At 41.7% G+C, this 23097-nt stretch carries 26 protein-coding genes; 16 read left to right on the top strand and 10 right to left on the bottom strand.

The features are described 5' to 3' along the window. Positions 1 to 17: 17 nt before the first annotated feature. The gene (locus WJR50_RS26650) at positions 18 to 782 is read left to right on the top strand and encodes a PIG-L deacetylase family protein (protein WP_341296363.1); all 765 of its coding nucleotides are present in this window, start codon (positions 18 to 20) and stop codon (positions 780 to 782) included. A gap of 36 nt (positions 783 to 818) precedes the next feature. On the opposite strand, the gene WJR50_RS26645 is transcribed toward WJR50_RS26650, so the two are convergent. From WJR50_RS26645 to pdeM, 5 genes are all read right to left on the bottom strand, one after another. Continuing rightward, positions 819 to 1322, bottom strand: a complete 504-nt coding sequence (locus tag WJR50_RS26645) for a hypothetical protein (RefSeq protein WP_341296362.1) — start codon at positions 1320 to 1322, stop codon at positions 819 to 821. Further along, positions 1306 to 1680, bottom strand: a complete 375-nt coding sequence (locus WJR50_RS26640) for a hypothetical protein (RefSeq protein WP_341296361.1) — start codon at positions 1678 to 1680, stop codon at positions 1306 to 1308. The genes WJR50_RS26645 and WJR50_RS26640 overlap by 17 nt, the downstream gene beginning before the upstream one ends. A 390-nt stretch (positions 1681 to 2070) precedes the next feature. Next, complete coding sequence (locus WJR50_RS26635; RefSeq protein WP_341296360.1) at positions 2071 to 2601, bottom strand: cupin domain-containing protein; 531 nt, start codon at positions 2599 to 2601, stop codon at positions 2071 to 2073. Positions 2602 to 2713: 112 nt separating this feature from the next. Then, the gene (locus WJR50_RS26630; RefSeq protein WP_341296359.1) at positions 2714 to 3496 is read right to left on the bottom strand and encodes a hypothetical protein; all 783 of its coding nucleotides are present in this window, start codon (positions 3494 to 3496) and stop codon (positions 2714 to 2716) included. 66 nt (positions 3497 to 3562) lie between these two features. Further along, entirely contained in the window at positions 3563 to 4246 is a 684-nt protein-coding gene (pdeM, locus tag WJR50_RS26625; protein ID WP_341296358.1) for a ligase-associated DNA damage response endonuclease PdeM, read from the bottom strand. Positions 4247 to 4355: 109 nt separating this feature from the next. Here pdeM and WJR50_RS26620 point away from each other — a divergent pair, with 109 nt between their 5' ends. The 4 genes from WJR50_RS26620 to argC all read left to right on the top strand — a co-directional run bounded on the left by WJR50_RS26620 (position 4356) and on the right by argC (position 7954). After that, entirely contained in the window at positions 4356 to 4805 is a 450-nt protein-coding gene (locus tag WJR50_RS26620) for a DUF2147 domain-containing protein (RefSeq protein ID WP_341296357.1), read from the top strand. Between the two features lie 283 nt (positions 4806 to 5088). After that, the gene (locus WJR50_RS26615) at positions 5089 to 5757 is read left to right on the top strand and encodes a GNAT family N-acetyltransferase (protein WP_341296356.1); all 669 of its coding nucleotides are present in this window, start codon (positions 5089 to 5091) and stop codon (positions 5755 to 5757) included. Between the two features lie 15 nt (positions 5758 to 5772). Then, a complete protein-coding gene (locus WJR50_RS26610) occupies positions 5773 to 6996 on the top strand; it encodes an argininosuccinate synthase (protein WP_341296355.1) in 1224 nt (407 codons plus the stop codon). Next, positions 6983 to 7954 carry an N-acetyl-gamma-glutamyl-phosphate reductase gene (gene argC, locus WJR50_RS26605; RefSeq protein WP_341296354.1) on the top strand — a complete coding sequence of 324 codons (972 nt, stop codon included), beginning with the start codon at positions 6983 to 6985 and terminating at the stop codon, positions 7952 to 7954. Before WJR50_RS26610 ends, argC begins: the two co-directional genes overlap by 14 nt. Here the strand turns inward: argC and WJR50_RS26600 are convergent. Beyond that, on the bottom strand, positions 7951 to 8178 hold the full coding sequence (locus WJR50_RS26600) for a hypothetical protein (RefSeq protein ID WP_341296353.1): 228 nt from the start codon (positions 8176 to 8178) through the stop codon (positions 7951 to 7953). The genes argC and WJR50_RS26600 overlap by 4 nt on opposite strands. A gap of 147 nt (positions 8179 to 8325) precedes the next feature. On the opposite strand from WJR50_RS26600, the gene proC reads away from it, so the two are divergent. After that, entirely contained in the window at positions 8326 to 9138 is an 813-nt protein-coding gene (gene proC, locus WJR50_RS26595; protein WP_341296352.1) for a pyrroline-5-carboxylate reductase, read from the top strand. A gap of 56 nt (positions 9139 to 9194) precedes the next feature. On the opposite strand, the gene WJR50_RS26590 is transcribed toward proC, so the two are convergent. Beyond that, positions 9195 to 11252, bottom strand: a complete 2058-nt coding sequence (locus tag WJR50_RS26590) for a LamG-like jellyroll fold domain-containing protein (RefSeq protein ID WP_341296351.1) — start codon at positions 11250 to 11252, stop codon at positions 9195 to 9197. 257 nt (positions 11253 to 11509) lie between these two features. Between WJR50_RS26590 and WJR50_RS26585 the strand changes: the two genes are divergently transcribed. The 6 genes from WJR50_RS26585 (at position 11510) to WJR50_RS26560 (ending at position 17143) form a co-directional block, all read left to right on the top strand. Next, positions 11510 to 12106 (top strand): YdeI/OmpD-associated family protein, encoded by a 597-nt coding sequence (locus WJR50_RS26585; protein WP_341296350.1) that lies wholly within the window; start codon positions 11510 to 11512, stop codon positions 12104 to 12106. A gap of 136 nt (positions 12107 to 12242) precedes the next feature. Beyond that, complete coding sequence (locus tag WJR50_RS26580; RefSeq protein ID WP_341296349.1) at positions 12243 to 13541, top strand: amidohydrolase family protein; 1299 nt, start codon at positions 12243 to 12245, stop codon at positions 13539 to 13541. Between the two features lie 114 nt (positions 13542 to 13655). After that, positions 13656 to 14027: a VOC family protein gene (locus WJR50_RS26575; protein ID WP_341296348.1), complete on the top strand. Its 372-nt coding sequence runs from the start codon at positions 13656 to 13658 to the stop codon at positions 14025 to 14027. A gap of 172 nt (positions 14028 to 14199) precedes the next feature. Then, positions 14200 to 14844 (top strand): hypothetical protein, encoded by a 645-nt coding sequence (locus tag WJR50_RS26570; protein ID WP_341296347.1) that lies wholly within the window; start codon positions 14200 to 14202, stop codon positions 14842 to 14844. A 212-nt stretch (positions 14845 to 15056) separates the two neighbouring features. Next, positions 15057 to 15695, top strand: a complete 639-nt coding sequence (locus WJR50_RS26565) for a hypothetical protein (RefSeq protein WP_341296346.1) — start codon at positions 15057 to 15059, stop codon at positions 15693 to 15695. Between the two features lie 71 nt (positions 15696 to 15766). Next, positions 15767 to 17143, top strand: coding sequence for a serine hydrolase domain-containing protein (locus tag WJR50_RS26560; protein WP_341296345.1), 1377 nt, complete (start codon positions 15767 to 15769; stop codon positions 17141 to 17143). 358 nt (positions 17144 to 17501) lie between these two features. On the opposite strand, the gene WJR50_RS26555 is transcribed toward WJR50_RS26560, so the two are convergent. Continuing rightward, complete coding sequence (locus tag WJR50_RS26555; protein WP_341296344.1) at positions 17502 to 18200, bottom strand: DNA-binding domain-containing protein; 699 nt, start codon at positions 18198 to 18200, stop codon at positions 17502 to 17504. Positions 18201 to 18788: 588 nt separating this feature from the next. On the opposite strand from WJR50_RS26555, the gene WJR50_RS26550 reads away from it, so the two are divergent. The 3 genes from WJR50_RS26550 (at position 18789) to WJR50_RS26540 (ending at position 21197) form a co-directional block, all read left to right on the top strand. Further along, a complete protein-coding gene (locus WJR50_RS26550; RefSeq protein ID WP_341296343.1) occupies positions 18789 to 19340 on the top strand; it encodes a hypothetical protein in 552 nt (183 codons plus the stop codon). 191 nt (positions 19341 to 19531) lie between these two features. Continuing rightward, positions 19532 to 20647 carry an MBL fold metallo-hydrolase gene (locus WJR50_RS26545; RefSeq protein ID WP_341296342.1) on the top strand — a complete coding sequence of 372 codons (1116 nt, stop codon included), beginning with the start codon at positions 19532 to 19534 and terminating at the stop codon, positions 20645 to 20647. 76 nt (positions 20648 to 20723) lie between these two features. Continuing rightward, positions 20724 to 21197 carry an SgcJ/EcaC family oxidoreductase gene (locus tag WJR50_RS26540; protein WP_341296341.1) on the top strand — a complete coding sequence of 158 codons (474 nt, stop codon included), beginning with the start codon at positions 20724 to 20726 and terminating at the stop codon, positions 21195 to 21197. 1 nt (position 21198) lies between these two features. On the opposite strand, the gene WJR50_RS26535 is transcribed toward WJR50_RS26540, so the two are convergent. Continuing rightward, positions 21199 to 21438: a cold-shock protein gene (locus WJR50_RS26535; protein WP_341296340.1), complete on the bottom strand. Its 240-nt coding sequence runs from the start codon at positions 21436 to 21438 to the stop codon at positions 21199 to 21201. A gap of 212 nt (positions 21439 to 21650) precedes the next feature. Here WJR50_RS26535 and WJR50_RS26530 point away from each other — a divergent pair, with 212 nt between their 5' ends. Beyond that, positions 21651 to 22064: a GNAT family N-acetyltransferase gene (locus tag WJR50_RS26530; protein ID WP_341296339.1), complete on the top strand. Its 414-nt coding sequence runs from the start codon at positions 21651 to 21653 to the stop codon at positions 22062 to 22064. A gap of 32 nt (positions 22065 to 22096) precedes the next feature. On the opposite strand, the gene WJR50_RS26525 is transcribed toward WJR50_RS26530, so the two are convergent. Then, entirely contained in the window at positions 22097 to 22960 is an 864-nt protein-coding gene (locus WJR50_RS26525) for an alpha/beta hydrolase (protein WP_341296338.1), read from the bottom strand. Between the last annotated feature and the right edge of the window lie 137 nt (positions 22961 to 23097).

Raw genomic sequence — 23097 nt, 5'->3', positions numbered from 1 at the left:
TAAACCACAAGTTAGCCATGACTTCTGGAAGGAAAAACTTACGACATTCACAGCACGAAGTTGCGATTCGCCCACTCATAGATGTGTATGAATGGGGCACCACCCTGGTGATCGCAAGCCGGCCAGATACCGATATTATGGGATGTGGGGGAGCTATTGCATTGCTTCGTCAGATGGGTTATAGAGTCCATGTGCTATACATTTGTGATACCTTTCATCATCAAAGTAGCTGTAATAACTTACCGGCCAAATGCCTAAAGGACCTGCGTAAGTACGAAGCCGAAAATGCTTTATCCAAGCTTGGTGTAAGTGAGGAGTCTATTACTTTTCTGGATATCAAAGATAAGCTAGTGCCTTCCAAAGGGCAGGATGGCTTTGATGAATTAGTGGGTATCTGCAAATACAAACTAAACAATCTTTTTCCCGATACCATCCTGATTCCCTGGAGATTTGCACAGATCAATGATCACATGGCAGTACGTGATATAGTATGTAAAGCCCGACGTCAGGAAGCATGTAGTGCCAATGTTATTGAATATGCTCCACAGCCTTGGATTGATGATGAACAGCTATATGATGTAGCACGATCTGAGCTTCCGCTTTTACAATTGGACAACAAAGCTGTGCTTGAAAGTAAGCTGGAGGCATTATCCCAGTATTATGAAGAAGAAATCAATCTCTTTCAGGATGAATTACCTACGCTTACCGCACTGAATGGAGAAAAACTCTCTTATATGACTCATCCCTGGGAGATATTCTTGAAGGCAGAAGACGTAGCATAAGTTTGCTCCTGACAAAGCTCAAAATTTATATATTCCCTAGGTAGGAGGAAGCTTACCTTCGTCTTCCTTACTTTCATCCTCTACAGGCATATCACTTTTAATGGGTTCTTCTGAAAATGGCTCTGTAGTTTCCTCAGCCTCTTCCATAAGCATATAATTCTCATCGGATGTCTCTAAATTGTCATCTTCATAGAACTGCTGATCTTCTATCATTTCCATTTCAATGGGTTCCTGTTCTCCTATACCCGTAAGTTTATCGTGCATCTTCTGATATACCTTAGGAGCCCAGATGATAGCCGAGAGGGAGGTCGTAAAGCGAATGATACGAGGTAGCCGCTTTCCAAATAATAACTTTTCTGCCAGATAAACCGATCCGAATATGGCACAGCCAGTGATAAACTTACTTTTCAAATGGTGAGGTACATACTCATGGCGTACAGCCACTAAATCCATATGCAATTGCTTCTCTATAGATTTTGCCTCATCCTTATAGTAAGCTTTCAACTCTTCATATCTCTTTTGGCTATTTTTTTTGCTCATGAGCTTCTTTTTTATCAGTGTTCGCTAGTTTAAAGAAAATTTTAAAAATTGGGGTTCTGAGTAGTGAGTCGCGGAATATCCATACTAAAAATGCCATGAAAAGATACAAGCCGGCCACAATCATAAATCCCCAGAATATGCTGCCAATCCATACACCGATGCCATAGGCAATGCCAATGCTGAAGATCATCAGAAAGTAACAGGCAATCAGAAAAAGTATGAGGGCAAGAATGATTGCGTATACAACATCTCCTCCTTTTTTGGACAGAATAGTCAGCAGCAGGTTACGTTGGGCTGCGATGTATTCTTTTATATGTTGAAAAATTCTTTCTATTGCGGTTTGGTCAGTATTTCTCAATGCTTAAAAAGTTAAAAGATGCTAAAAATTTGCAGTAAGTGATCAAATATACACAAAAACGGCCTTTCCGAAAGTTATTCCTCTTCTTGAGTAGACATATGATACCACTTACCCAGTGGTAAACTGCTGATTCCATGTACAATAGTTGAAGTAAAAATTACGAAACTACTCATTACCCATACTTCTCTGTAAGGTGTTTCATACAACATGCATGGAATTAAATAGCTCAGCAACTTCAAATAATCCTTACCACCCAATTAAACCAACTTCTTTATTACTACTAAAATGCTTAAGAAAAGGTTTGAGGATAAAAAAATGCAGGTAGTCCTCCGCATACCATATTACTAAAGCTTAGGATAAAAGTCTGATCTTCATAAAATTGTTACCAAATTATTTGGAAATCCATTCACGTATCAATATTCCTTCAGCACCGTAAACCGGATCTTTTTCAGGCAGAGGTACAGAAGCAATATTCTCATCAACCTTTGGCCTCTCGCCATTCTCACCATAGTTCATATCAAAATGTTGACCGGGAGGATAGGCTCCTACACAGGCAAAGTTTGACGAAGATCCGAGGTTTTTGTGCGCTACTCCTGCCGGTATGATGATGATATCGCCGGCCTTAACATCAAATTCTAGTCCATCAGGACCTCCCATCTGAACTTTTGCATTGCCGGAGTAAATGCCTAAAACCTCATGAGCTGTGCTGTGATAATGATGATAATTGTAAATCCCATTTCTCCAGGACTTGCCCCACTGATTTTGCTGAAATATTTTTTCAATGGTAGCGGCGTGGCCTTCATTCAGCACGGCTGCCTGCCTGTAGAGGATTAGCGGTAATTTTGAGTTATTAGGAAAATTTCCGTTTTCCTCTATTATTTTAGTAATGGTTTCAATCGGTTCATGGACAAGATCGCTCATAAAATAAACAACCAAATCTACCCTTAAGTGTTGTGGGTAGATTGATTTTGAATAAGGTTTTCAAACTGTTTTCAGGCAGTAGCGGTGTGCTTCTCACTATGCAGCATGCATTTCACCTTTTCGGAAGTTGGACAACGAGTACTTTGTGGTTCTTTCGGGAAATCCCGTACATCACTCTCTCTTTGGAAGGGTCCCATGCAATTCCCTGTCCTTCAAATGGTACCCGGATCGTACTAATATGCTCCAGCGTATAGCCTCTATTGGGTAATTGCATTACATATAGGTTCTGAGCATCATGTCCGGTGCAATAAAGTAGCCCATCTGTTCCCCAAATTGCCCCGGAGTTACTGCTTGGGCTAAATTTTTCTGTCAACGACACAGGAAAAACCCAGCCTTCTTTTCTTTGCCAGTCGTTATCAAACTTGACAACAGTGGTCCACCGGTTGTCTTTTCCTTCACTTGATCCTTTTTCTGAGTAATGCGCGAAACCTATCCACCAGGCATTGTCATAACGATCTATCCAGGTGGCTGAGCCAATAAATATGCCCAGACTTAATGAACCAATATGTTGCATACTTTGGGTATCAAACATTTCTATTGAGCTGAGCATAGGCGAGTCAGGGTAATTTGAATTGGCGCAGTAAAGGGTGTCATTAATGATAATGCCACTGTTGAGATGCTTAATAATACCTTCAGTCTCTTGCCAAACTGCAACCTCTTTACCATCCTCTTTTAAATGTTTACTGATCACCTGGTTGCCGATGGCATAAAAATATTGCTGATCTACCGCTACTGCCTGGTGGGCATTGGGGGCATCGTACTCACGTATCAGCTGAGCTTGTTGAGCCATTGCTGACTGACAAAGAAAGCAGAAGGTGACTATGTATAATTTCATTATGAAAAATACTTCCTTCTTATTAGCACACCAAGTAGGGTGTAAAATTTAAAGTGTAAATAGCGCTTATATTTTCATCACTTTATCTTGATGGTTAGTGGCAGGAATGATTACATACACTTTGTCATTGCCCTGCTTGGAAACATGCATGCAGCCGGTAAATTTACCAAAAGCAGGTAGTAGCGCTCCCTCGGTAGCAAAATGAAAACTCGGTAATTTGATACTTTGACCCGCTCTCCCCTTTATTTTGTAGCCAGGATGAACGTGTCCGGCCATATAGTAAAGTTGATCAGGTGCGCTCTCTTTAGGGTGATGGGTGAAGTAGAAAGGAGGACAGGTCCATGAATCATCATATACCTTCAAGTTATCTTCTTGGTAGGCATCTTTCGGAAGGATATCATGATTCCCTTTGACTAATACAAACTGATACTCTGCATTTTCCTGTAGAAATTGACGGAAAATATTCCACTCCAGGTTTATTTCACTATGAAAAAGATCGCCTAAGATAAGGATACATTTGGGTTGGTAGCCATCAATCAACTTTTGCAAATTTTGCAGATCCGCTTTGTGTACACTGCTGGGGATAGGTATGCCTGCTTTTCTGAAATGACCGGCCTTTCCAAGATGAACATCCGTGAGAATTAAGAAAGCAGTTTCTTCCCAGAAAATTGCTTTTTCAGGAAGTAAATGTAATTGTTGCTGTTTGATTTCTATACGCACAGCATTTGTAGTCATTGAGTGTGCATCCATATCTAAAGTTCAAGAATCGTAACAATTAAGTTTACTTTCAAGTATTTGTAATAACATCATCAAATAGAAAGAAGCAATGTTGGTAAAAGTTCTATTCAGCAATTTACTCATGTATATTTTTCTTTTCAGTTTGTCTGCCAATGCAAAAACTCAAGGGAGAATCCTAGAGCGAGATGATCAGATTCTGGGCAAATGGTATACTGATGAAAAAAAAGCGATTGTAGAGATCTACCAATGCGAAAGTGCTTATTGTGGTAAAATAACCTGGTTGAGCAGAACCAATGAAAATGGCGGTGCTGTAAAAGATACCAAAAATCCAGATCCTGAAAAGCGGGACAGAACCATAGTTGGTATTAATATCCTTGAGGATTTGGAATACAGCGGAGATCAATCCTACGAGGATGGTGAAATATATGATCCTGAGTCTGGCAAAACCTATTCTTGTCAGCTGACCTTACAGGATGATGGTACACTGGAAGTGAGAGGGTACCTTGGCTTATCCTTTATTGGCAGGTCTACAATCTGGACCAGAGTTAATGAACAACAAGCAGAACACTGAGAACATGTCGCTGAGTTGAAAAAATATTATTCTGTTGAAAGGTATTAAATGAACTATTTGGTTGTAAACACTATTTTGTTTATTAACTTTAAGCCTTCAAAAAAAATTGCCTTGGGCCAATGTATGTACTAATCACATACCGATTTATTTTTCTATCCCCATCTCTTAGGCACTTCAGGCCCGGCAGGGTCTAATATGTTATTGCGATACCTATGTGGTAACGTTTCCTGCAAATTTTTTTATTTACTTTTTAAGCAAACAATCTTTACATTTTGATGCATCAATGAATATTTCTATTCAAGTAGCTACTGAGAAAGACACTCAATACGCAGAGACAATCAGCGTAATGATTGAAGATGCTGCCCGAAAACGCGGAACAGGCATCTCCAAAAGGCCTCCCGAATACATTCGTAGAAAAATGATGGAAGGAAAGGCGATCATTGCACTAGAACAAAATACTGTAGCAGGCTTCTGCTATATTGAAACCTGGGGGCATAATAAGTATATCGCAAATTCCGGACTTATCGTCAATGAAGATTACCGTAAGCATGGACTTGCCACCAAAATCAAGAAAGCTGCCTTTAAACTGTCCAGGAAAAAGTACCCGGACGCTAAGCTATTTGGCATTACCACTAGTCTGGCAGTGATGAAGATTAATTCTGACCTGGGATATCGCCCGGTGACTTTTTCAGAATTAACTACGGATGATGAGTTTTGGAAAGGCTGTCAGAGCTGTCCTAACTTTGATATACTTACCAGAAACAATCGTAATAACTGTCTCTGTACGGCCATGCTCTATGACCCCAATCCTAAAAGCTCTCAAAAGAATAAAGAAAGTTCCAGTTCACGCCTGAATGTAAGGGACCATCTCAAGAAATATGAGCGTTGGCTTAGGCTAAAGCAGCACGCATTTTTGAGAAAGTATACACAAAAGAAAGTACTCGTTAGTTAAACTTATACATGAATAATGGCTATAGAAAAGGCTGAAAATCAGGAAAATAACAAAAAATTAGTCCTTGCTTTCAGTGGTGGACTTGATACGTCTTATTGTGTCAAGTATCTGTCGGAACAAGGTTACGAAGTTCACTCAGTGATTGTCAATACTGGTGGTTTTTCTAAAGAAGAACTGGAAGAAATTGCCCAGAAAGCCAAAATGCTGGAAGTAAAGCAGCATTCTACTATTGATGAAACGGATAATTTTTACCAGAAATGCCTTCGTTTTCTCATATACGGTAATGTGCTCAGGAATAATACCTATCCGCTCTCTGTGTCCGCAGAGAGAGTTTTTCAGGCAATAGCAATCGTAGAGCATGCCAAAGCCATTGGCGCCAAGTACATTGCCCACGGAAGTACAGGAGCTGGCAATGATCAGGTGCGCTTTGATTTGATATTCAGTATTTTAGCCCCTGATATCTCAATCATTACTCCAATACGTGATCAGCGGCTTTCCCGCCAGGAAGAAGTAGCTTATTTACAGGCCAAAGGAGTGGATGTTAACTGGGAAAAGGCCAAATACTCCATCAACAAAGGTTTATGGGGTACCAGTGTAGGTGGTCAGGAAACTTTGACTTCCAACAAGTCACTACCAGAAGAAGCTTACCCTAGCCAACTTCAGGAAAAAGCGCCTAAATCAGTTATACTAAAATTTGAAGAGGGAGAGCTTAAAGGTATTGATTCACAATACTTTAGTAATCCTGTTGAAGCGATACTCAAACTTCAGGAACTGGCTGCACCTTATGCTATCGGACGCGATATCCATGTAGGGGATACCATTATAGGTATCAAGGGCCGGGTAGGATTTGAAGCAGCTGCCCCGCTGATCATCATCAAGGCGCACCATCTATTGGAGAAGCATACACTGGCGAAATGGCAACAGTATTGGAAAGAGCAACTCGCCAATTGGTATGGCATGATGCTTCACGAAGGGCAGTACCTGGACCCTGTGATGCGCGATATGGAATCTTTTATGGAGCACTCTCAAAAGAGGGTTACCGGTACAGTAGAAGTTAAGCTTCTGCCTTATCGTTTTGAGTTGATTGGTATAGAATCCGAATATGATCTTATGGCCTCCAAATATGGTCAGTATGGTGAGATGAACCTGGCCTGGTCTGGTGAAGATGTAAAGGGCTTTACCAAAATTTTATCTAATCAGAACAAAATCTATCACGCTTACAAGCATGAAGAAAATTAGAGCAGGAGTAGTAGGTGGTGCAGGCTATACTGCAGGAGAATTGCTTCGCTTACTTATCCATCATCCCAATGTAGAAGTTGCATTCGTCCATAGTAAAAGTAATACTGGAAACCCTATTCATGAAGTACATACTGATTTGCTGGGTGACCTTGATCTTACTTTTACAGATGAGTTATCCTACAATATTGATGTCCTCTTTCTCTGTGTAGGCCATGGAGAAGCTAAGGTATTCTGGAGTGAAAATAATGTCCAAGATTCCGTTAAAGTAGTTGACCTAAGCCAGGACTTCAGGTTATTTGCTGAGGGGAATGATTTTGTATATGGTTTACCGGAACTTAACAAGCATAAGATACGTGAAGCCAACCATATTGCTAACCCCGGTTGTTTTGCTACCTGTCTGCAATTGGGGCTGCTACCATTGGCAAATGCAGGCTGGTTGAAAGAAGATGTACATATCAATGCAATTACTGGCTCTACAGGTGCGGGACAAAAGCCTTCTGCTACCTCACATTTTAGCTGGAGGAATAATAATATTTCTATCTACAAAGCATTTGAACATCAGCACCTAAATGAGATCAATCAAAGTGTGCATAGTTTACAACCTGATTTTGATGCCAAGCTGATGTTTTTGCCCATGCGGGGTGATTTTACCAGAGGAATTTATGCTTCTCTTTATACTAAAATAGAGCAACCTTTTGAGGCCTTAAAAACCTTGTACCAAACGTTTTATGCTGATGCTCCATTTATTCATATTTCAGAAAGCAATCCTCATCTGAAGCAGGTAGTCAATACCAACAAAGGCATTATCTACCTGCAACAGCATGAGGATACTTTACTGGTCATTAGTATGATTGACAATCTGTTGAAGGGAGCTTCTGGCCAGGCAGTACATAATATGAATCTGATGTTTGGCCTGGAAGAAACTACCGGCTTACAACTAAAAGCCAGTTTCTTTTAATGATGCTGATACTCTTCTTTTTTGGAGGGGCGTAAAATGAGCCAGCCAATAAAGCTGAGAGGCCAGGCTAAAAAAGCTACGAGAGCGGCAACGATTACGCCGTTGACCCCTCTTTTTTTAGCATCATTATATGACCAAACAATAGTGATCAGGTAAACGATTCCAAGTACGATTGCAATGCTGGCGGATACAATGGTTAGATCCCAGAAAAATTCTTCTTCCATAGTGTTATAAGCTTAAAAAATAATTTCCAACTAAAAATAAGCCTGGATATTATCAGGCATCTCATCAATCAAACTACTAGTTTAGAGAAATGTTATCGCAAGTTTGTTAAAAGCATTTGCTCTGAATCAATACTTAAACAAAAAACTATGAGTAAAAGAATAGCCATACTCGGAGGCGGAAACCTGGGCCAATCTATTGCCTTGGGACTGGTGAGTACCGGTGAATATGCCAAAGGTGATGTGATCGTTACCCGACGTAAAATACATGGGGTGGAAGAATTACAGCAGAAAGGCATAGAAGTACTTACCGATAATGTGAAAGCAGTTACTCAGTCAGAGCTGATTTTTCTCTGTGTGCAGCCCAAGCAGTTGCATAATCTTCTAGATGAAATCAAATCAGTGCTTAGCGCCAAACAGCATGTACTGATTTCTACCATTACCGGAGTGGCTATAGAAGAGATTGAAGCCAGAGTAGGAGATAACTTCCCCATCATCCGTGCGATGCCCAATACTGCCATTGCTATACGTGAGTCTATGACCTGTATGGCTACCCGTAAGGCCAGTGATGGTCATATGGAGAATGTACAGTCTATTTTTAACGTCATGGGGCGTACCCTTGTGATTGAAGAAGAACTGATGGCTGCTGCTACGGTGCTGGGAGCCAGCGGGATTGCTTTTGCGCTACGCTTTATCCGTGCTGCTGCGCAGGGAGGCATTGAAATGGGTTTTGATGCTGATGAAGCCCAGGCTATTGCCATGCAGACCTGTCGCGGGGCTGCTTCTTTACTTATTGAAAGTGGTCGCCATCCTGAATCTGAGATCGACCGGGTGACCACACCTCGGGGTTGTACCATTGCCGGACTGAATGAAATGGAGCATAATGGTTTGAGTTCTGCTCTCATTAAAGGAATCGTAGCCTCTCATAAAAAGATTGCGAATATTAAAAAGCAGGTATCTTAGACAAAAAAAGTGCGTGAGATAGTATCCCACGCACTACAGTTTATAGCGAGATAAGATTAGTGATTGTAGAGGTAAGCAACTTCTTCCACGCTAAGTACTTTGCCATAAATTTTGATTTCGTCTAGTTTACCTAGAGAGCCCTGAGTGCCATTTCCCCCAGCGGCATAGTTACCTATCACGGTCAATGGGTAGTCAGCATTACTGAAGTCCTGAACAGATAATACCAGCTCATTATCAACATATAATTTGGTGTTATTCCCATCTTTAGTAATGACCAGATGGTACCAATTACCCACTTCCAAGATCTTGTCCGATCCTTTAAATCCTCCATATGTTCCTAACTCACCGGCTTCTCCACTACCGTTGGCATGACTAATGATTAGGTGGTGTTTGCTGGAATGCCCATACAGTAAAGTATTCCAGAAGCTTCCTGTACCTTCGTAATAATACCACATAGATACAGAAATCTGAGTATTATTAATATCAGCAATATCTAAAGCATCGTTTTTATCAGAAATGATAAAGGCACTGTTTGCATTACCATTTCTGTCGGCTCCAAAACTCCCTCCTGTCGCTACTGCATGCCTTTCCGATCCACTATGATCCTGAGTGTCATTATCTAAAGCATAATATGCCAGTAGATTACTGTTATCAGGATTTTTAGGATCTTCTTCCTCTTCTTCAACAGGTGGTTCTTCCTGTACAAAGGGTTCACCATAGAGTTCTACAATTTTTTCTTCGCTAATGATCTCATCATAGATATGGATATCATCCAAGCGTCCTAATGCACCTTGCGTACCGTTTTGAGCAGTAAAATTTCCGATAATTGTCAATGGATAATCAGTATTGCTAAACTCCTGCGCTGAGTATACAAGTTGTTTGTCTACGTAAAGCTTGGTCTGACTTCCTTCTTTGGTAATTACCAGATGATACCATTTGTAAGTTTCCAATACTTTATCACTGCCTGAAAATCCGCTGCTGTAAGTGCCTAGCTCACCGGCATCACCTCCACCATTGGCATGGCTTACAATCAAATGGTGTTTGCTGCTATTACCATATAGTAAAGTATTCCAGAAGCTTCCAGTACCTTCATAATAGTACCACATTGACACGGAGATGTTTTCCTGATTAAAATCTATTACATCCAGTGCATCACTTTTTGAGGTGATACGGAAGGCGGAATTGTTGTTACCGAATCTGTCTTTTGCATATTCACCGCCAATTGCAATAGCATCATTTCCAAACCCACTGTCATCCAGCGTATTGCCATCTAAAGCAAAATGTGCTATCAGACCTGCTGGACCTTCTTCAACCGGATCAACTTCTACTGGTGGGTCCAGGGTAATTCCCATATTTAAATCTTCTACTTCACTCTGGCCAAGTACTTTATTGTAAATCTTGATCTCATCCAGTTTACCCAATGAACCCTGCGTTCCGTTTTGTGCATCAAAGTTTCCGATGATACTTAGGGGATATGTAGCATTACTGAAGCTCAAAGTATCATATACCAGCACACCGTTAAGGTAAATTTTGCTCTGCTTATTATCCTTAGTCAATACCAAATGATGCCATTTTTGCTCTTCCAGCACATAGCCGGCACCATCAAAGCCAGGATTGTACGTGCCTATTTCGCCACTGGCACCAGAGCCATTGACATGGCTTACAATAAGGTGGTGGTGACTGTTTTTTCCGTATAGCAGAGTGTTCCAGAAGCTACCGCTACCTTCATAGTAATACCAGAGTGAAACCGAAATTTGCTCATGATCAAAATCAGGAATGTCCAGTGCGTCTCCTTTTGTCGTAATATGGTAAGCAGACTGCTCACTATTTGTGATCCCTTTGGCAAACTGGCCACCTTTACTGCTGGCATGATTATCATAGCCGCTATAATCTTCAGTGTCACCATCCAGCGGGTAGTAAGCAATCATTGTGCTGTCAAGAATACCAGTTGGTTCTTCCTCTTCTTCTTTTTCGATATCTTCCTCCTCTTCTAAAGGAGCTTCCACAACAGGATCAGTGTCTTCTTCGGGAAAGAGTTCTTCTTCGCAAGAAGTTAATAGAAGACAAGTTACTGCTAGTGAGTATATACTCATCCATAAACTTTTGTTGTTCATAAGAATTTGGGTTGTTAATACTCACAAAAGTATAACTATTCTAATCATATATATAACTTTTATTATAATTTGTATGTTTTTAAGAATATTTACAGAATAACAATGAGAGTAAATAAGCACTGATGGCCCATATCTTATTTAGGCTTGGATACAATTGACACCTAAAGATTTTATGTCTAATAGACATTTTATCCTTTAGTCTTTTATATTTTCTGTAGATTATATGTAGTAAAACTAACCATTGAATCTACCTGACTATGGAAACCAGGGAAAAAGTAGACAACTATATCAATCGCCATGCAGATAAAAGTGCAATCCTTGAGAAACTGAGAGCCTTATTACTAGCTAGTGAGCTACAAGAAACTGTAAAGTGGGGGATACCTGTCTACACGCTGGAGGGTAAAAATGTGGTGGGTATGGCCGCCTTTAAAGATTACGCAGGGTTGTGGTTTTATCAGGGAGCCTTACTGGCCGATGAACATCATGTATTGATTAATGCGCAGGAAGGGAAAACCCAAGCACTTCGGCAGTGGCGTTTTATTTCAGTCAACGAGCTTGAGCCTGACATAATCAATGAGTATGTTCGGGAAGCAATAGCACATCAGAAAGCTGGTATTCAGGTGAAGATGAGCAAACCAAAAGCAGTAGCTCTTCCACAAATCATGAAAAATGCTCTTGAAGAAGATAAGGTATTGGATAGAGCTTTTCATGATCTTAGTCCTGCCAAGCGGAGAGAATATGCAGCGTACATCAGTCAGGCTAAACGAGAAGATACTAAACTTAAAAGGTGGGAAAAGATCAGTGCTATGATACGAGAAAGCAAGGGGCTGAATGATAGATATAAAAAAACTTGATATGAGTGGTGCTCTTCCGGCTGATTTATTTATGAAAATCTAATAGTGTAATGATAAGATAAGTGAGTTAATCACAGCTTGTATATGTGCTTACATTTATTAAATTAACTTCCTACTTAACCTTAACATCATTTGTATGACCTCCAACCATTATCTTCTTCTTTTCACAATGTTTATTTATATGACTATCTGTGGTGCCTGCAGCAATACCGCAGAACAAAGCCAAAAGGTTTATACTGCCTTTGTGGGTGCCAAACTTATAGATGGGCGAGGAGGTAGTCCTGTTCCGGATGGTGTTTTATTGATTAGTGAAGGCCGGATTGAAGCAATCGGTAATCAAAACGAAGTTGAGATTCCTGATCATGCCGAAGTGATAGACCTGAGCGGAAAAACAATAATACCCGGTCTCATCAATAGTCATGCGCATGTAGGCTATGAAGGGAGTATGCAGGCCGAGGATTATTCACAGGATAATATCATAAACCAGTTGAAACTTTATGCAGGATACGGAATAACAATGGTAGTGAGCCTGGGAGAGGATCGTCAGGCAGCGGTATCGTTAAGAGATGAGGTAGACACGACACGCTCACCAGATAGAGCGCGTCTGTATATTGCCGGTGCGGTGGTTAGCGGAGATACTCCTCAGGAAGCCATCAGCATGGTAGATAATAATGTGAAGATGGGCGTTGACTTCATCAAAATCAGGGTAGACGATAACCTGGGCAGTAGCGAAAAAATGTCAGAGGATGTGTACCAGACGGTGATCAACCGCTCTCATGACTATAACCTTATGCTGGCAGCACATATGTACTATCTGGAAGATGCCAAAAATCTGCTACGCTCAGGTGCTGACTTCCTGGCCCATAGTGTGCGCGATCAGGAAGTGGATTCTGCGTTGATCAGCCTACTGAAAGACGAAGAAGTATGTTATTGTCCAACACTTACCCGTGACCTTTCCACTTTTGTGTATGAGGATGAACCGGCGTTTTTCACTGACCCTTTCTTTCTACAGGGAGTAGACAGCACGGAAATAGCTGAGCTGAAAGACCCGGAAAGGCAGCAGCGGGTAAGCGAAAATCCCAATAATGAAACCTACAAAGAGGCGCTGCAAATGGCTTTGAGAAATCTAAAAATCCTCTCAGACAGTGGAGTGACCATTGCTATGGGTACGGATAGTGGTGTGCCTACCCGTTTCCAGGGTTATTTTGAGCATATGGAAATGCAAATGATGGCCGAGGCGGGTATGCAGCCCATGGAAATACTGCTGTCAGCGACAAGGAATCCTGCCCAATGTCTGGGCTTAGAGGATGTAGGGACGCTGGAAGCTGGAAACTGGGCTGACTTTGTAGTGCTGGAACAAGATCCTTTGGAAGATATCAGGCACCTGAGCAGTATCGCTTCAGTCTGGATAGGGGGAAAGCAGTTTACTCAATAATCGGAAATTACTCCGTACTGTGGATATTCAATTGATATTCGCTTATCTTGTGAATCAGGCATCATCGGCTTATATCAGCCCGTGCCTCAATATAACCCTCAAAGCAGCATCACTATGAAATTAGGCGCTTTTTCTGTAAGCCTGAGTGTCAGGGATATCAAAGCTTCCAGGACTTTTTATGAAAAGCTCGGCTTCAAAGTTTTTGCCGGTGATGAAGAGAAGCACTACCTCATCATGAAGAATGAAGACACGCTCATCGGACTCTTTCAGGGGATGTTTGAGCAAAACATACTCACTTTCAATCCGGGCTGGGACCAAAATGCCGCTAAGCTGGAAGACTATGATGATGTAAGAGAGATTCAGAAAGCCCTGAAGGCAGAAGGGGTGAAGCTGGAACGTGAGGCAGATGAAAACTCATCCGGCCCAGCAAGTATCACCTTCTTTGATCCCGACGGCAATGCCATTCTGATTGACCAGCACGTGTAAGCAGTATTGTCAGCTACTTCGTCCTAAGTTAAAGCAAACATTATTGGTAAATCATTTGTAGCTTTTTACATTTGCCACCTTCTCTTTTGTTTAATTCTTTGATCATGCTATCAGGCTAAGCTATCGGATACTTTTTTATGGGTATAGCTGAAACGCCTAACATTTTTTTGCTATGAAAAAATACCTTTTCCCATTACTCTTTTTGATCGCTATCAGCTTACTGGCATACCATTATAGCCTGTTCAGCTTTCTACTTGTGCTGTGCATCGCCTTAAGCTTAGTGGTATTGATTATTGCTGGGATAATAAAACTACTGAGTGGTAGCTTGAACTCCTTATGGCTAAAATTACCGCTTCAGATCATAGTGATTTGTATTGCCGGAATCGTTATAGGTCTTTTTCGTCCGATGGTCCCTGCCGTCATCAATACCGATGATGTAAGTGAGAACTTGTCCTATGCCTATCAAACCGATCAGGGAGATAGGAAAAATCTGAAGGCCTACCTCGGGCTGTTCAGAGAAAAGTTGGCCAATAGAGATAGCCTAAGGCTGAGACAGGTAAAAGAATTGTATACAAACAGACAGATTGAGGAGCCAATGGATAAATTTCATGCTGCTTTTGTCTTCCATCATGGTGAGGAAAGTAAGGATTATGAGATTGCCTACGAACTAGCCAGCCAGGCTGCATCTGCTGAGTCTCTTAAGGATGTGTACCAGGTGCAATGGCTGGCAAAGGCTTCTTATGATCGTTGGATGGTTTCGCTAGGCAAGCCCCAGAAATATGACACCCAGGATAAGATAGGCATCAGTATTGAATAGTTAACTTTATTGCCTAAGTAGGTTTGGCTCTGATCTGATGTCTCGGCAAAAGTCATTGCAATCTCTAACCTACCAATAGCAAGAATGAAAAGCCCTGCCAGTGATAACTTTCCTGCTTATCATGTGTATATCTCACGGATTCTGTATATTGTTGTTCACAACATATATACCGCATCCTGACTGGCTTGCAAGCTTCTATGCCTTTGACAAAGATGGGCTACCCAATATTCATTCCTTTTCTCTTAAGCTTCTTCATTACTAAGGCGGAAGCGCAGGAACTGCAAATGGCCCTGATTCCTATTGGTGAAGTGGAACTCTCGCACTTACAAATCGCAGAAGAAGCAGTGATAGCTTATTACAATGCTGATGTTCATATACCCTCTGAAACAATAGCTTTAGACACTGCGCTACTTACTAGAAAAAACTATGGTGATCAACAAATGTCCATGATGGTGATCAATGCACATGCTACAAATACTGAACTGCTAAGCCTGGGAGATGCTAAGTATGATTTGATCATCGGCATCACCGACAGTGCCCTGACGATTGGTAAGCAGTACCGGCCCGGCATGACCATAAGGGGGCTGGCAGATTCTGATGCAAGCGTAGCTACTATTTCTACCCATAAACTTAAACAGGAGTCCGCTAATAGGGATGAGTTTACGGTGAACTTATCCAAGGTGGTCAAACATGAAATTGCGCATGTTTTAGATTTAGAACATTGCGAAGTAAGTGAAACCTGTTTGATGCGGAACGGCTTTCATTTTGCCAAAACCACTATAGATTTTTGTCCGGCATGTGAAGAGAAAATAGATCAACGCTACTTAAAGCATGATGTCAGAGATCAATGATTACCTCTTATTAAACCTGCTCATGTCAGAAACTTAGCCAGGCGATAATTTAGTTTTACCAACAAGAAAAGATGAAAGCATTATTACATTTACTCATTTTCAGCACATACATAGTCGCCTGGAAGGCTACGGCTCAAACCTATCAGGAAGAATTTCAAATCATTGACGCCTTCCTGCATGAAGAATATCCTGAGAACCAACCGGGAGCGGTGGTGCTGATTGCCAAAGATGGAGAAATTATTTACAGGAAAGCTTTTGGACTGGCTAACCTCAGGAAAAAGAAGCCGCTTCAGACAGACATGATCTTTCAGCTAGGCTCAATGACCAAGCAGTTTACCTCTGCCGCGGTGCTGCAACTGGTGGAGCAAAATAAAGTGTCCCTGGATGACAAGATTCAAAAGTATGTGGAATACTATCGTAAGAAGGAATATGAGATCACCATAGCGCATTTACTATCCCAGACCTCCGGTATCCCTGAGTTTTTTGATGTGGATGAAAGTGAATTAGAGCTGCTTTCTCAGGAGCATACGCCTCAGCAATTGATAGCGTATTATGCCGATAAACCGCTATTGTTTCAGCCGGGCACGCAGTTTCAGTACAGTAATTCCAATTATCCTCTCCTGGGCGTAGTGATTGAGAAAGCATCCGGTCTATCCCTGGAAGAGTATTTTGACAATAACCTGTTCATGCCTCTGGGCATGAACTCCACAAGTTTATGGTATAAGGATGACTTTAAGAAAAAACGTATCGCGGAAGGGTACAGGACTAATGAAGGAGCCCTGGAGCCTTCTCCTGAGATCGTGGGTTCAATCGTATATGCCGCGGGAGGAATCGTATCAACAGTAGATGATCTCTTCCTCTGGAACGAAGCTTTGAAAGATAAAAGCCTCCTATCAGAGGATATTGTCAGGCAACTGACCACTGAAAAGACTACGCTGAATGGAGCGGGTACGGGTTACGGATATGGATTTTTCATTAAAGAGCTACTGGGGAGAAAGATAATAGAACATGGCGGATTGATACATGGCTTTACCAGTAGCGGGCTGTATATCCCTGAGGAAGATATATACGTTTGCGTGCTGGCAAATAAAGTTTATGAAAGAACCGAAGAAGTAGCCAATTATCTGGCCAGCATAGTGATGGGCGAACCGATCAGTATTTTGGGTAGGTCTGCTCTGAATTATGAAGCCCAAAAAGAATACCTGGGCACTTACCAGTTACAGGGTGGAGAGGCAAAACTGATAGAAATAAAGCTGGTAGAGGACCTGATGATACTGGACTTTCCGCAGGCCCCTGGCACAGGAGTAGAAATCGTAAAGGTAGAGGGTGATCACTTCAAATCAGTCAAAGCTGATATAGCAATCACATTTTTGAGGGATAATGAAGGAACCATCACTGGGCTAAGTGGTACTCAGGGAGAGACCTACACCTGGACAAAACTCCGGTGATATGCAGGGATAGGCATTGGATCAATCAAACTAGGGATGATTCATTATAAATGGCTATTCTCCAGCTTCCAGCCAATCCTGGAGCGCGTTTGTAAAGCGTTACAAACGCACTCCAGAGATTAGTACAAGTTAGTTTTGTGGGTTGTGTTGATCAGGGATTCTAAAGGCTATATGCCTGCTATACCTACATCAGCTGCCCAAGCTTGGCTATACCAATGACCCAGACCTTACTATTCCAGGGTCCCTGGAAAATAGAAGCAATCCAAATAAAAAAGCCCCACCATCATGGCAGGGCTGTAAACTATAGGATCTATCCTGAATTTATTTCAGGAATAAACCAACGACTTGTCAGGATTAATTATGCGACTACCAACACCTCATTCAATCTACCGTTACGCACATTCTTTGTCTTACGGAAGATAGTACGGATTTCCAGGCTGTAGTTGCCTTTCTTAAGGGTTTCCGGTACACTGAATACCAGCTTCTTGGGCTGGTTGAGCGTAATGCGGTCAACTTTTACTTCCTCACCCTTGCTGTCAATCAGGAATATGCCCTGCTCGGGATTATTCATATCTCCGATCTTCAGGTTTTCACCGTAGAGGTCTACCGAACTGCGAGGGGTAAGCTGATCGTTCTCTGTCTGTGTCCAGTGGTCATACACCTTGTCCAGTACCGGAACCGGCACAGTACTCTTCACCTTCAATACTTCTACACCTTCGCTCATCTGACGCAGTGCGCTACCCAAACGTACATTCACACATATCTGGTGACGCTTAGGGTCAAAGCTATCCTCCTGGTTGTCAAACACACCTTTAATGCTATGACTCAGTACCAGGTAATCCGAAGTAAAGCCTTTGCCCTGCTTCAGCTGTTTTCCTAATGCCATAAAGATGGCATGAACTACTGCTACACACTCGGTTCTCTTCAGTATAGAACCTTCGGTGGTAACATCATCAATCAAATCGTCAATCCCTATCTTTTCGGCATCCTGCACAATTGCCTTGCAATCATCCGGGTCCGGGGTAACGGGATTATCAAACAAACTGTATTTCACCATACAAATTGGGATAAGGGTGGAACATAATTTTACTATAGACTCACCCTTGCAATTTTAGAGACAATTTGATAGGCCTATAGATGCCTGCCTGTAAGATTTACTTAAGCGTAACCCTCAGTATAGATAAAATATTAAGCAAAGAGAAGAATATATCTGTGAGATTCACGCAGTAATGTTTGTAGTTTTGAGGTCAATACTAGCTGTTTAATATCTTATTAAGCACATTGATATTAATGGTGTCTGACTAAAACAGTGAAAAAGATACGCAAAGCAATGAGTGTAATGAAATCTGTGATAAGTGCTCGTTTGACCTTCCAAATGGTCTGGATAAAGTCTTAGCTATCAGTGTATTATAGGATATAGCAGCTTGTATTATGAGAAAGATAATGGGAAAGTGAGCTGACTGAAAAGGTAAAAATTAGGACATCACCCTCACTATCGGATGACCTGAAGTATGAAGCAGGCAATTTCTTTTGTGTGGAGTAGGAGGGTGGTTGTGAAAAATGTAAATAAATTATGTGAAATGCACAAATAAATCTATATTGCTAACTAATAAATCATATAATATCAATACCTATTGCTCCCTACATGAAAAGATTAAGTATTCTGACCTTTACTTTGTTATTTTCTCAAATACTGTTTGCGCAAAGCAGTACTGAGTCACTTGAAAAGCACCTGACTTCGGTAGATGTTGGCTTCCTGGGTGCCTGGATCAATCACGAAAGACAGATAGGTGAACAGTTTACCCTCAACGCTAACTTAGGTTTTGATGGCGGTTTATATGGGGGAGGAGGAGAGTTTAACTATTTATTTGTCCCATCCATTAGCGTAGAGCCGAGGTTCTACTACAATTTCAATAAGCGGGTTAGCAAAGGTAAAAGGACAATGAATAACAGTGCCAATTATCTAACCATTGCCACTACTTTCTTTCCAAAATTGATAGAAATTACGAATGACCGTAACAATGGCAGAGAGATCATCACCCGTGCTACATTTATTCCCGAATGGGGTATTCGGAGAAGCATAGGTAATCGCTTCAAATTTGATTTTGCAGTAGGTTATGGCTTAGCCATTGAAGAAGATGGAGTAGCGGGACAGCCTGCCTTGTCTTTAAGTTTTGGCTATGTAATTGTAAAGTAAGCTAGGCATACTTTGATAGCGTCATTCATTTAATCATATCCTTTACTTTTCAATATTATAGTTGCCCCATACAATATCCGCAGACTTAGCTGCGACATACTATTTCAGACGCCCTAAGCTTATAGATCCCTGAGCACTTATGGGAGCGTCATATTGTAAATAGTATGCGTATTCTCATTAAGATGATAAAAATGATTGCTTGGATTGTATTAGGCAGCATCTTTTTGCTGGTGGTTAGTGGTGTGCTGTTTTTATACCTCAACCCTGTATTTGGAGGTAAAGCCGATGCACAACTTAAGGAACGTTACTTGCAATCGGGTCATTATGAGGGAGGCAAATTTATAAACCTTATTCCTACCACGCTTGGTATCAAAACAGGGGATTATGTAGGATTAACCTTAGACTATATCAAAGGCACTCCTAATATCGAACCTGCTGGAGAATTACCGGTGATATCCCTGGATTCTGTAAACATTGTACCTAAGCCCGATAAGCCGGCACGGGTTACCTGGTTTGGACATTCGGCTATACTTTTAGAACTGGAAGGCAAAAACATCTTCATAGACCCTATGATGGGCGAGTCGCCCTCACCACTACCCATGATCGGTAGTAAGCGCTACGGAGCGCTGCCCATTGCCATTGAAAAGCTGCCCCATCTGGATGCAGTACTCATCTCCCACGATCACTACGACCATCTGGACTATGGCTCAATCCTTAAACTAAAAGATAAAGTAGACAATTTCTATGTACCCCTGGGCGTAGGAGCGCACCTTAGGGCCTGGGGTGTAGAGGCTGAAAAAGTACATGAACTCAACTGGTGGGATAAAGTGACAGATGATGAGTTTACTTTTGTATGTGCGCCAGCACGGCACTTTTCCGGCAGAGGTATACTGGACCGTGACCAAACCCTCTGGAGTTCGTGGGTGATACAGTCCCCAAGCCAAAAGCTGTTTTTCAGTGGAGACAGTGGTTACGGTCCGCACTTCAAAGAGATAGGAAACCGCTTTGGCCCCTTTGACTTTGCCATGCTGGAGTGTGGACAGTATGATCCCCGTTGGGAAGCTATCCATATGTTACCCGAGCAAACGGTTCAGGCTGCCATTGATGTGAAGACAGAATTGATGATGCCTATCCATTGGGGAGCGTTTACCTTAGCGCTGCATAGCTGGACTGACCCGGTAGATAGGGCGATTGCCAAAGCTCAGGAAATGAAGGTAGCCATTGCCACGCCTATCATTGGGGAGGCTATACTGCTGGAAAAAGAAACTTATCCAAACAGCCGGTGGTGGGAGAACGTTGGTAAATAATAATGGATAATGATTGATGAGTAATGACAAGTAGGTAACTACTGTTTGTTGATTAGTTGTATTTCAATACACATCTATGCAATATAGCAAAGCCGATAGTCCGGAGAGTATTCCGCAAATTTTCGTAGAAGCCTGGAACCAGCGTGATGCTGTAAAACTAGCGTCTATATTTGATGAAGATGCTGAGTTTATCAATGTGACCGGCCTGTGGTGGCATAATCGCAAGGATATTGAGAAGGCTCATGACTATGGTCTGCGAACCATTTTTAATGAGTCAGCTTTGAAATTAATTCAAACCAAGGTAAGATATTTGACAGAGGGTATCGCGGTAGTACAGGCGAAGATGAGATTAAGCGGACAAACACCCACTGATAAAGTATCTGATCCGGGTGTTCGTCGCAATATTTTTACATTTGTACTACATCGTTCAGGTGAGCAATGGTCTGTGGCATCTGCGCAAAACACAGACATCATTCCCAATATGGAAACCCACGTCAGGGACGAGGAAGGGCAATTGAAGCCCGTAGATTATCGTAAGTCTGCTAAGTAAACTATTCTTTTAAAGGGTCTTTGCTATTAGGATTTTTCCTTTGTGAAGCAGAAAGATCTTCGTCGTCGGGAGGGGTTGAAGTAATATTTCCGTATTCATCAACATAGGCTACCATCTCATCAAGAGCTCCTCCACTTGAATTCTCCTGCCTCTCTTGCTTACGCTGCATTTTTTCCTCTTTCTTCTTTTGCTTTTTCTTCTCGCGTTGTTTCTTCATGAAGCTGTTCTGAGATCTTCCCATAAATGTATGATTTAAATGAAAAAAAAGACTCTGGCGTTTCAGAGCCATTATATTAACCTATTCTAAGACACTAATGTTCCCTCTTATCCACTTTAAGGTTAGCTGCAAGCTAAGGATATTAAGATAAAATATGCAAAAGCTACAATATTTATTCATTTTGCACGAACCAATTTACTTAACAGAAGACCACTAAAGCATTGTTGAAAACCAAGATGAAAGAAAATGTATTTGTAAGCAGTGATGTAGAGAGGCTGGATTTACCTTTTATTCATCGCTGCCTGAAACAGACCCGATGGGCTAAAGACAGGAGTTTAGAAGAAGTGAAAACAATTGCAGAAAACTCACTAAACTTTGGTATATATGAAGGAGGTAAACAGTTGGGGTATGCACGTTTGCTAACAGATTATGTGTTCATGGCGTATCTGCTGGATGTAGTTATTGCACCAGAATACAGAGGTCGGGGGCTGGCTTTACAGCTCATGAAGCATATTTTGAAGGATGAAAGATTACAAAATATCAAAATCTGGAGGCTTGGTACTGATGATGCGCATGGCTTATATGAAAAAGTGGGCTTTAAGGCTATAGCGCAGCCTGAGAAACTGATGGAGATAAAAACAAAGGAGTGAGCCTTGCTGATCTGACAACAAGGCTCAAAGGTTTAGTATTGGTGAAAAGCATCTGAGACAAAAGAGAGTACGGTAGGTAATGCTTCTCGCCAGTAGGTCCAGGTATGCCCACCATCCCTGATGCGGAATTCGTGGGGAATCTCTTTCTTGCGCATGGCAATGTGGACCAATGAATTTCCTTCATACAAAAAGTCATTGTCACCGCAGTCAATGTACCAGCGCACCGATTTGATATCTTCGGCAGGCATGCTTTCCACAAGGGCTAAGGCACTGTGCGTTTCATAATATTGCTGCTTCTGAGCTTGAGTTGCATTGGTAGCCCCCATTCTTTCTGCATAGCGGTCTACATCTTCCACTGTCAGGGGGCCGGTGCTGGCACTGAGCGGACAGGCAGATGAAAAGAGTTCAGGATGGTGTAGAGCGTACATAAAGGACCCGCCTCCGCCCATAGAAAGACCGGCCACCGCACGATATCGCTTATCTCCCTTGATGCGGTAAGTACTTTCTACATAAGGCATAAACTCCTCAAAGAAGAAATCTTCATAACGCCAGTCACCCTGCAAATTATTGAAATAACCTCTTTGCCCGGTATCGGCGTCAGGCATCACGATAATCATAGGTGTTGCTGTGCCTTCATTGATCGCTTTGTCTGCAATACGGAGCACTTCACCAAATTGTACCCATCCTGTCTGATCATCACCGCCACCGTGTAGGAGATAAAGCACCGGGTAAGAGCGTTCGGAAGAATCATAATCGGGGGGAAGGTAGAGGGCATATTTACGTTCGCCACCCAGAATTTCACTTTGCATACTGAGGTTGTCAAATACTTTACCACTTTGAGCAAGTAGTAGGGTGGGAAATAGAATGAGCAGTGTCAATAAATAGCGTTTAAGCATAATTCAATACAATTAGGTTGTCAATCATTTTACATTCATCTAAACTTAATGATACATATTTTCTGCTGATATTCAGTGTAAAAAAAAGGCTTTGGCAGCTAAGAAATGCATTTATACACTGTTTTTGAAAAAAAATA

Source organism: Catalinimonas locisalis, from assembly GCF_038039535.1.
Taxonomy (GTDB): domain Bacteria; phylum Bacteroidota; class Bacteroidia; order Cytophagales; family Cyclobacteriaceae; genus Catalinimonas.
Note: the sequence above shows the minus strand (reverse complement) of the source record. Positions and strands in the feature narration are given on the sequence as shown.

Coding starts and splice junctions, on each gene's coding strand:
- WJR50_RS26555 (WP_341296344.1), bottom strand. CDS start 18,200: ATGGTGAAATACAGTTTGTTTGATAATCCCGTTACCCCGGACCCGGAT.
- WJR50_RS26635 (WP_341296360.1), bottom strand. CDS start 2,601: ATGAGCGATCTTGTCCATGAACCGATTGAAACCATTACTAAAATAATA.
- WJR50_RS26620 (WP_341296357.1), top strand. CDS start 4,356: ATGTATATTTTTCTTTTCAGTTTGTCTGCCAATGCAAAAACTCAAGGG.
- WJR50_RS26535 (WP_341296340.1), bottom strand. CDS start 21,438: ATGGGAAGATCTCAGAACAGCTTCATGAAGAAACAACGCGAGAAGAAA.
- WJR50_RS26570 (WP_341296347.1), top strand. CDS start 14,200: ATGAAAAAATACCTTTTCCCATTACTCTTTTTGATCGCTATCAGCTTA.
- WJR50_RS26550 (WP_341296343.1), top strand. CDS start 18,789: ATGAAAAGATTAAGTATTCTGACCTTTACTTTGTTATTTTCTCAAATA.
- WJR50_RS26580 (WP_341296349.1), top strand. CDS start 12,243: ATGACCTCCAACCATTATCTTCTTCTTTTCACAATGTTTATTTATATG.
- WJR50_RS26530 (WP_341296339.1), top strand. CDS start 21,651: ATGAAAGAAAATGTATTTGTAAGCAGTGATGTAGAGAGGCTGGATTTA.
- pdeM (WP_341296358.1), bottom strand. CDS start 4,246: ATGGATGCACACTCAATGACTACAAATGCTGTGCGTATAGAAATCAAA.
- WJR50_RS26650 (WP_341296363.1), top strand. CDS start 18: ATGACTTCTGGAAGGAAAAACTTACGACATTCACAGCACGAAGTTGCG.
- argC (WP_341296354.1), top strand. CDS start 6,983: ATGAAGAAAATTAGAGCAGGAGTAGTAGGTGGTGCAGGCTATACTGCA.
- WJR50_RS26560 (WP_341296345.1), top strand. CDS start 15,767: ATGAAAGCATTATTACATTTACTCATTTTCAGCACATACATAGTCGCC.
- WJR50_RS26590 (WP_341296351.1), bottom strand. CDS start 11,252: ATGAACAACAAAAGTTTATGGATGAGTATATACTCACTAGCAGTAACT.
- WJR50_RS26645 (WP_341296362.1), bottom strand. CDS start 1,322: ATGAGCAAAAAAAATAGCCAAAAGAGATATGAAGAGTTGAAAGCTTAC.
- proC (WP_341296352.1), top strand. CDS start 8,326: ATGAGTAAAAGAATAGCCATACTCGGAGGCGGAAACCTGGGCCAATCT.
- WJR50_RS26615 (WP_341296356.1), top strand. CDS start 5,089: ATGAATATTTCTATTCAAGTAGCTACTGAGAAAGACACTCAATACGCA.
- WJR50_RS26585 (WP_341296350.1), top strand. CDS start 11,510: ATGGAAACCAGGGAAAAAGTAGACAACTATATCAATCGCCATGCAGAT.
- WJR50_RS26565 (WP_341296346.1), top strand. CDS start 15,057: ATGGGCTACCCAATATTCATTCCTTTTCTCTTAAGCTTCTTCATTACT.
- WJR50_RS26525 (WP_341296338.1), bottom strand. CDS start 22,960: ATGCTTAAACGCTATTTATTGACACTGCTCATTCTATTTCCCACCCTA.
- WJR50_RS26540 (WP_341296341.1), top strand. CDS start 20,724: ATGCAATATAGCAAAGCCGATAGTCCGGAGAGTATTCCGCAAATTTTC.
- WJR50_RS26575 (WP_341296348.1), top strand. CDS start 13,656: ATGAAATTAGGCGCTTTTTCTGTAAGCCTGAGTGTCAGGGATATCAAA.
- WJR50_RS26610 (WP_341296355.1), top strand. CDS start 5,773: ATGGCTATAGAAAAGGCTGAAAATCAGGAAAATAACAAAAAATTAGTC.
- WJR50_RS26545 (WP_341296342.1), top strand. CDS start 19,532: ATGATTGCTTGGATTGTATTAGGCAGCATCTTTTTGCTGGTGGTTAGT.
- WJR50_RS26600 (WP_341296353.1), bottom strand. CDS start 8,178: ATGGAAGAAGAATTTTTCTGGGATCTAACCATTGTATCCGCCAGCATT.
- WJR50_RS26630 (WP_341296359.1), bottom strand. CDS start 3,496: ATGAAATTATACATAGTCACCTTCTGCTTTCTTTGTCAGTCAGCAATG.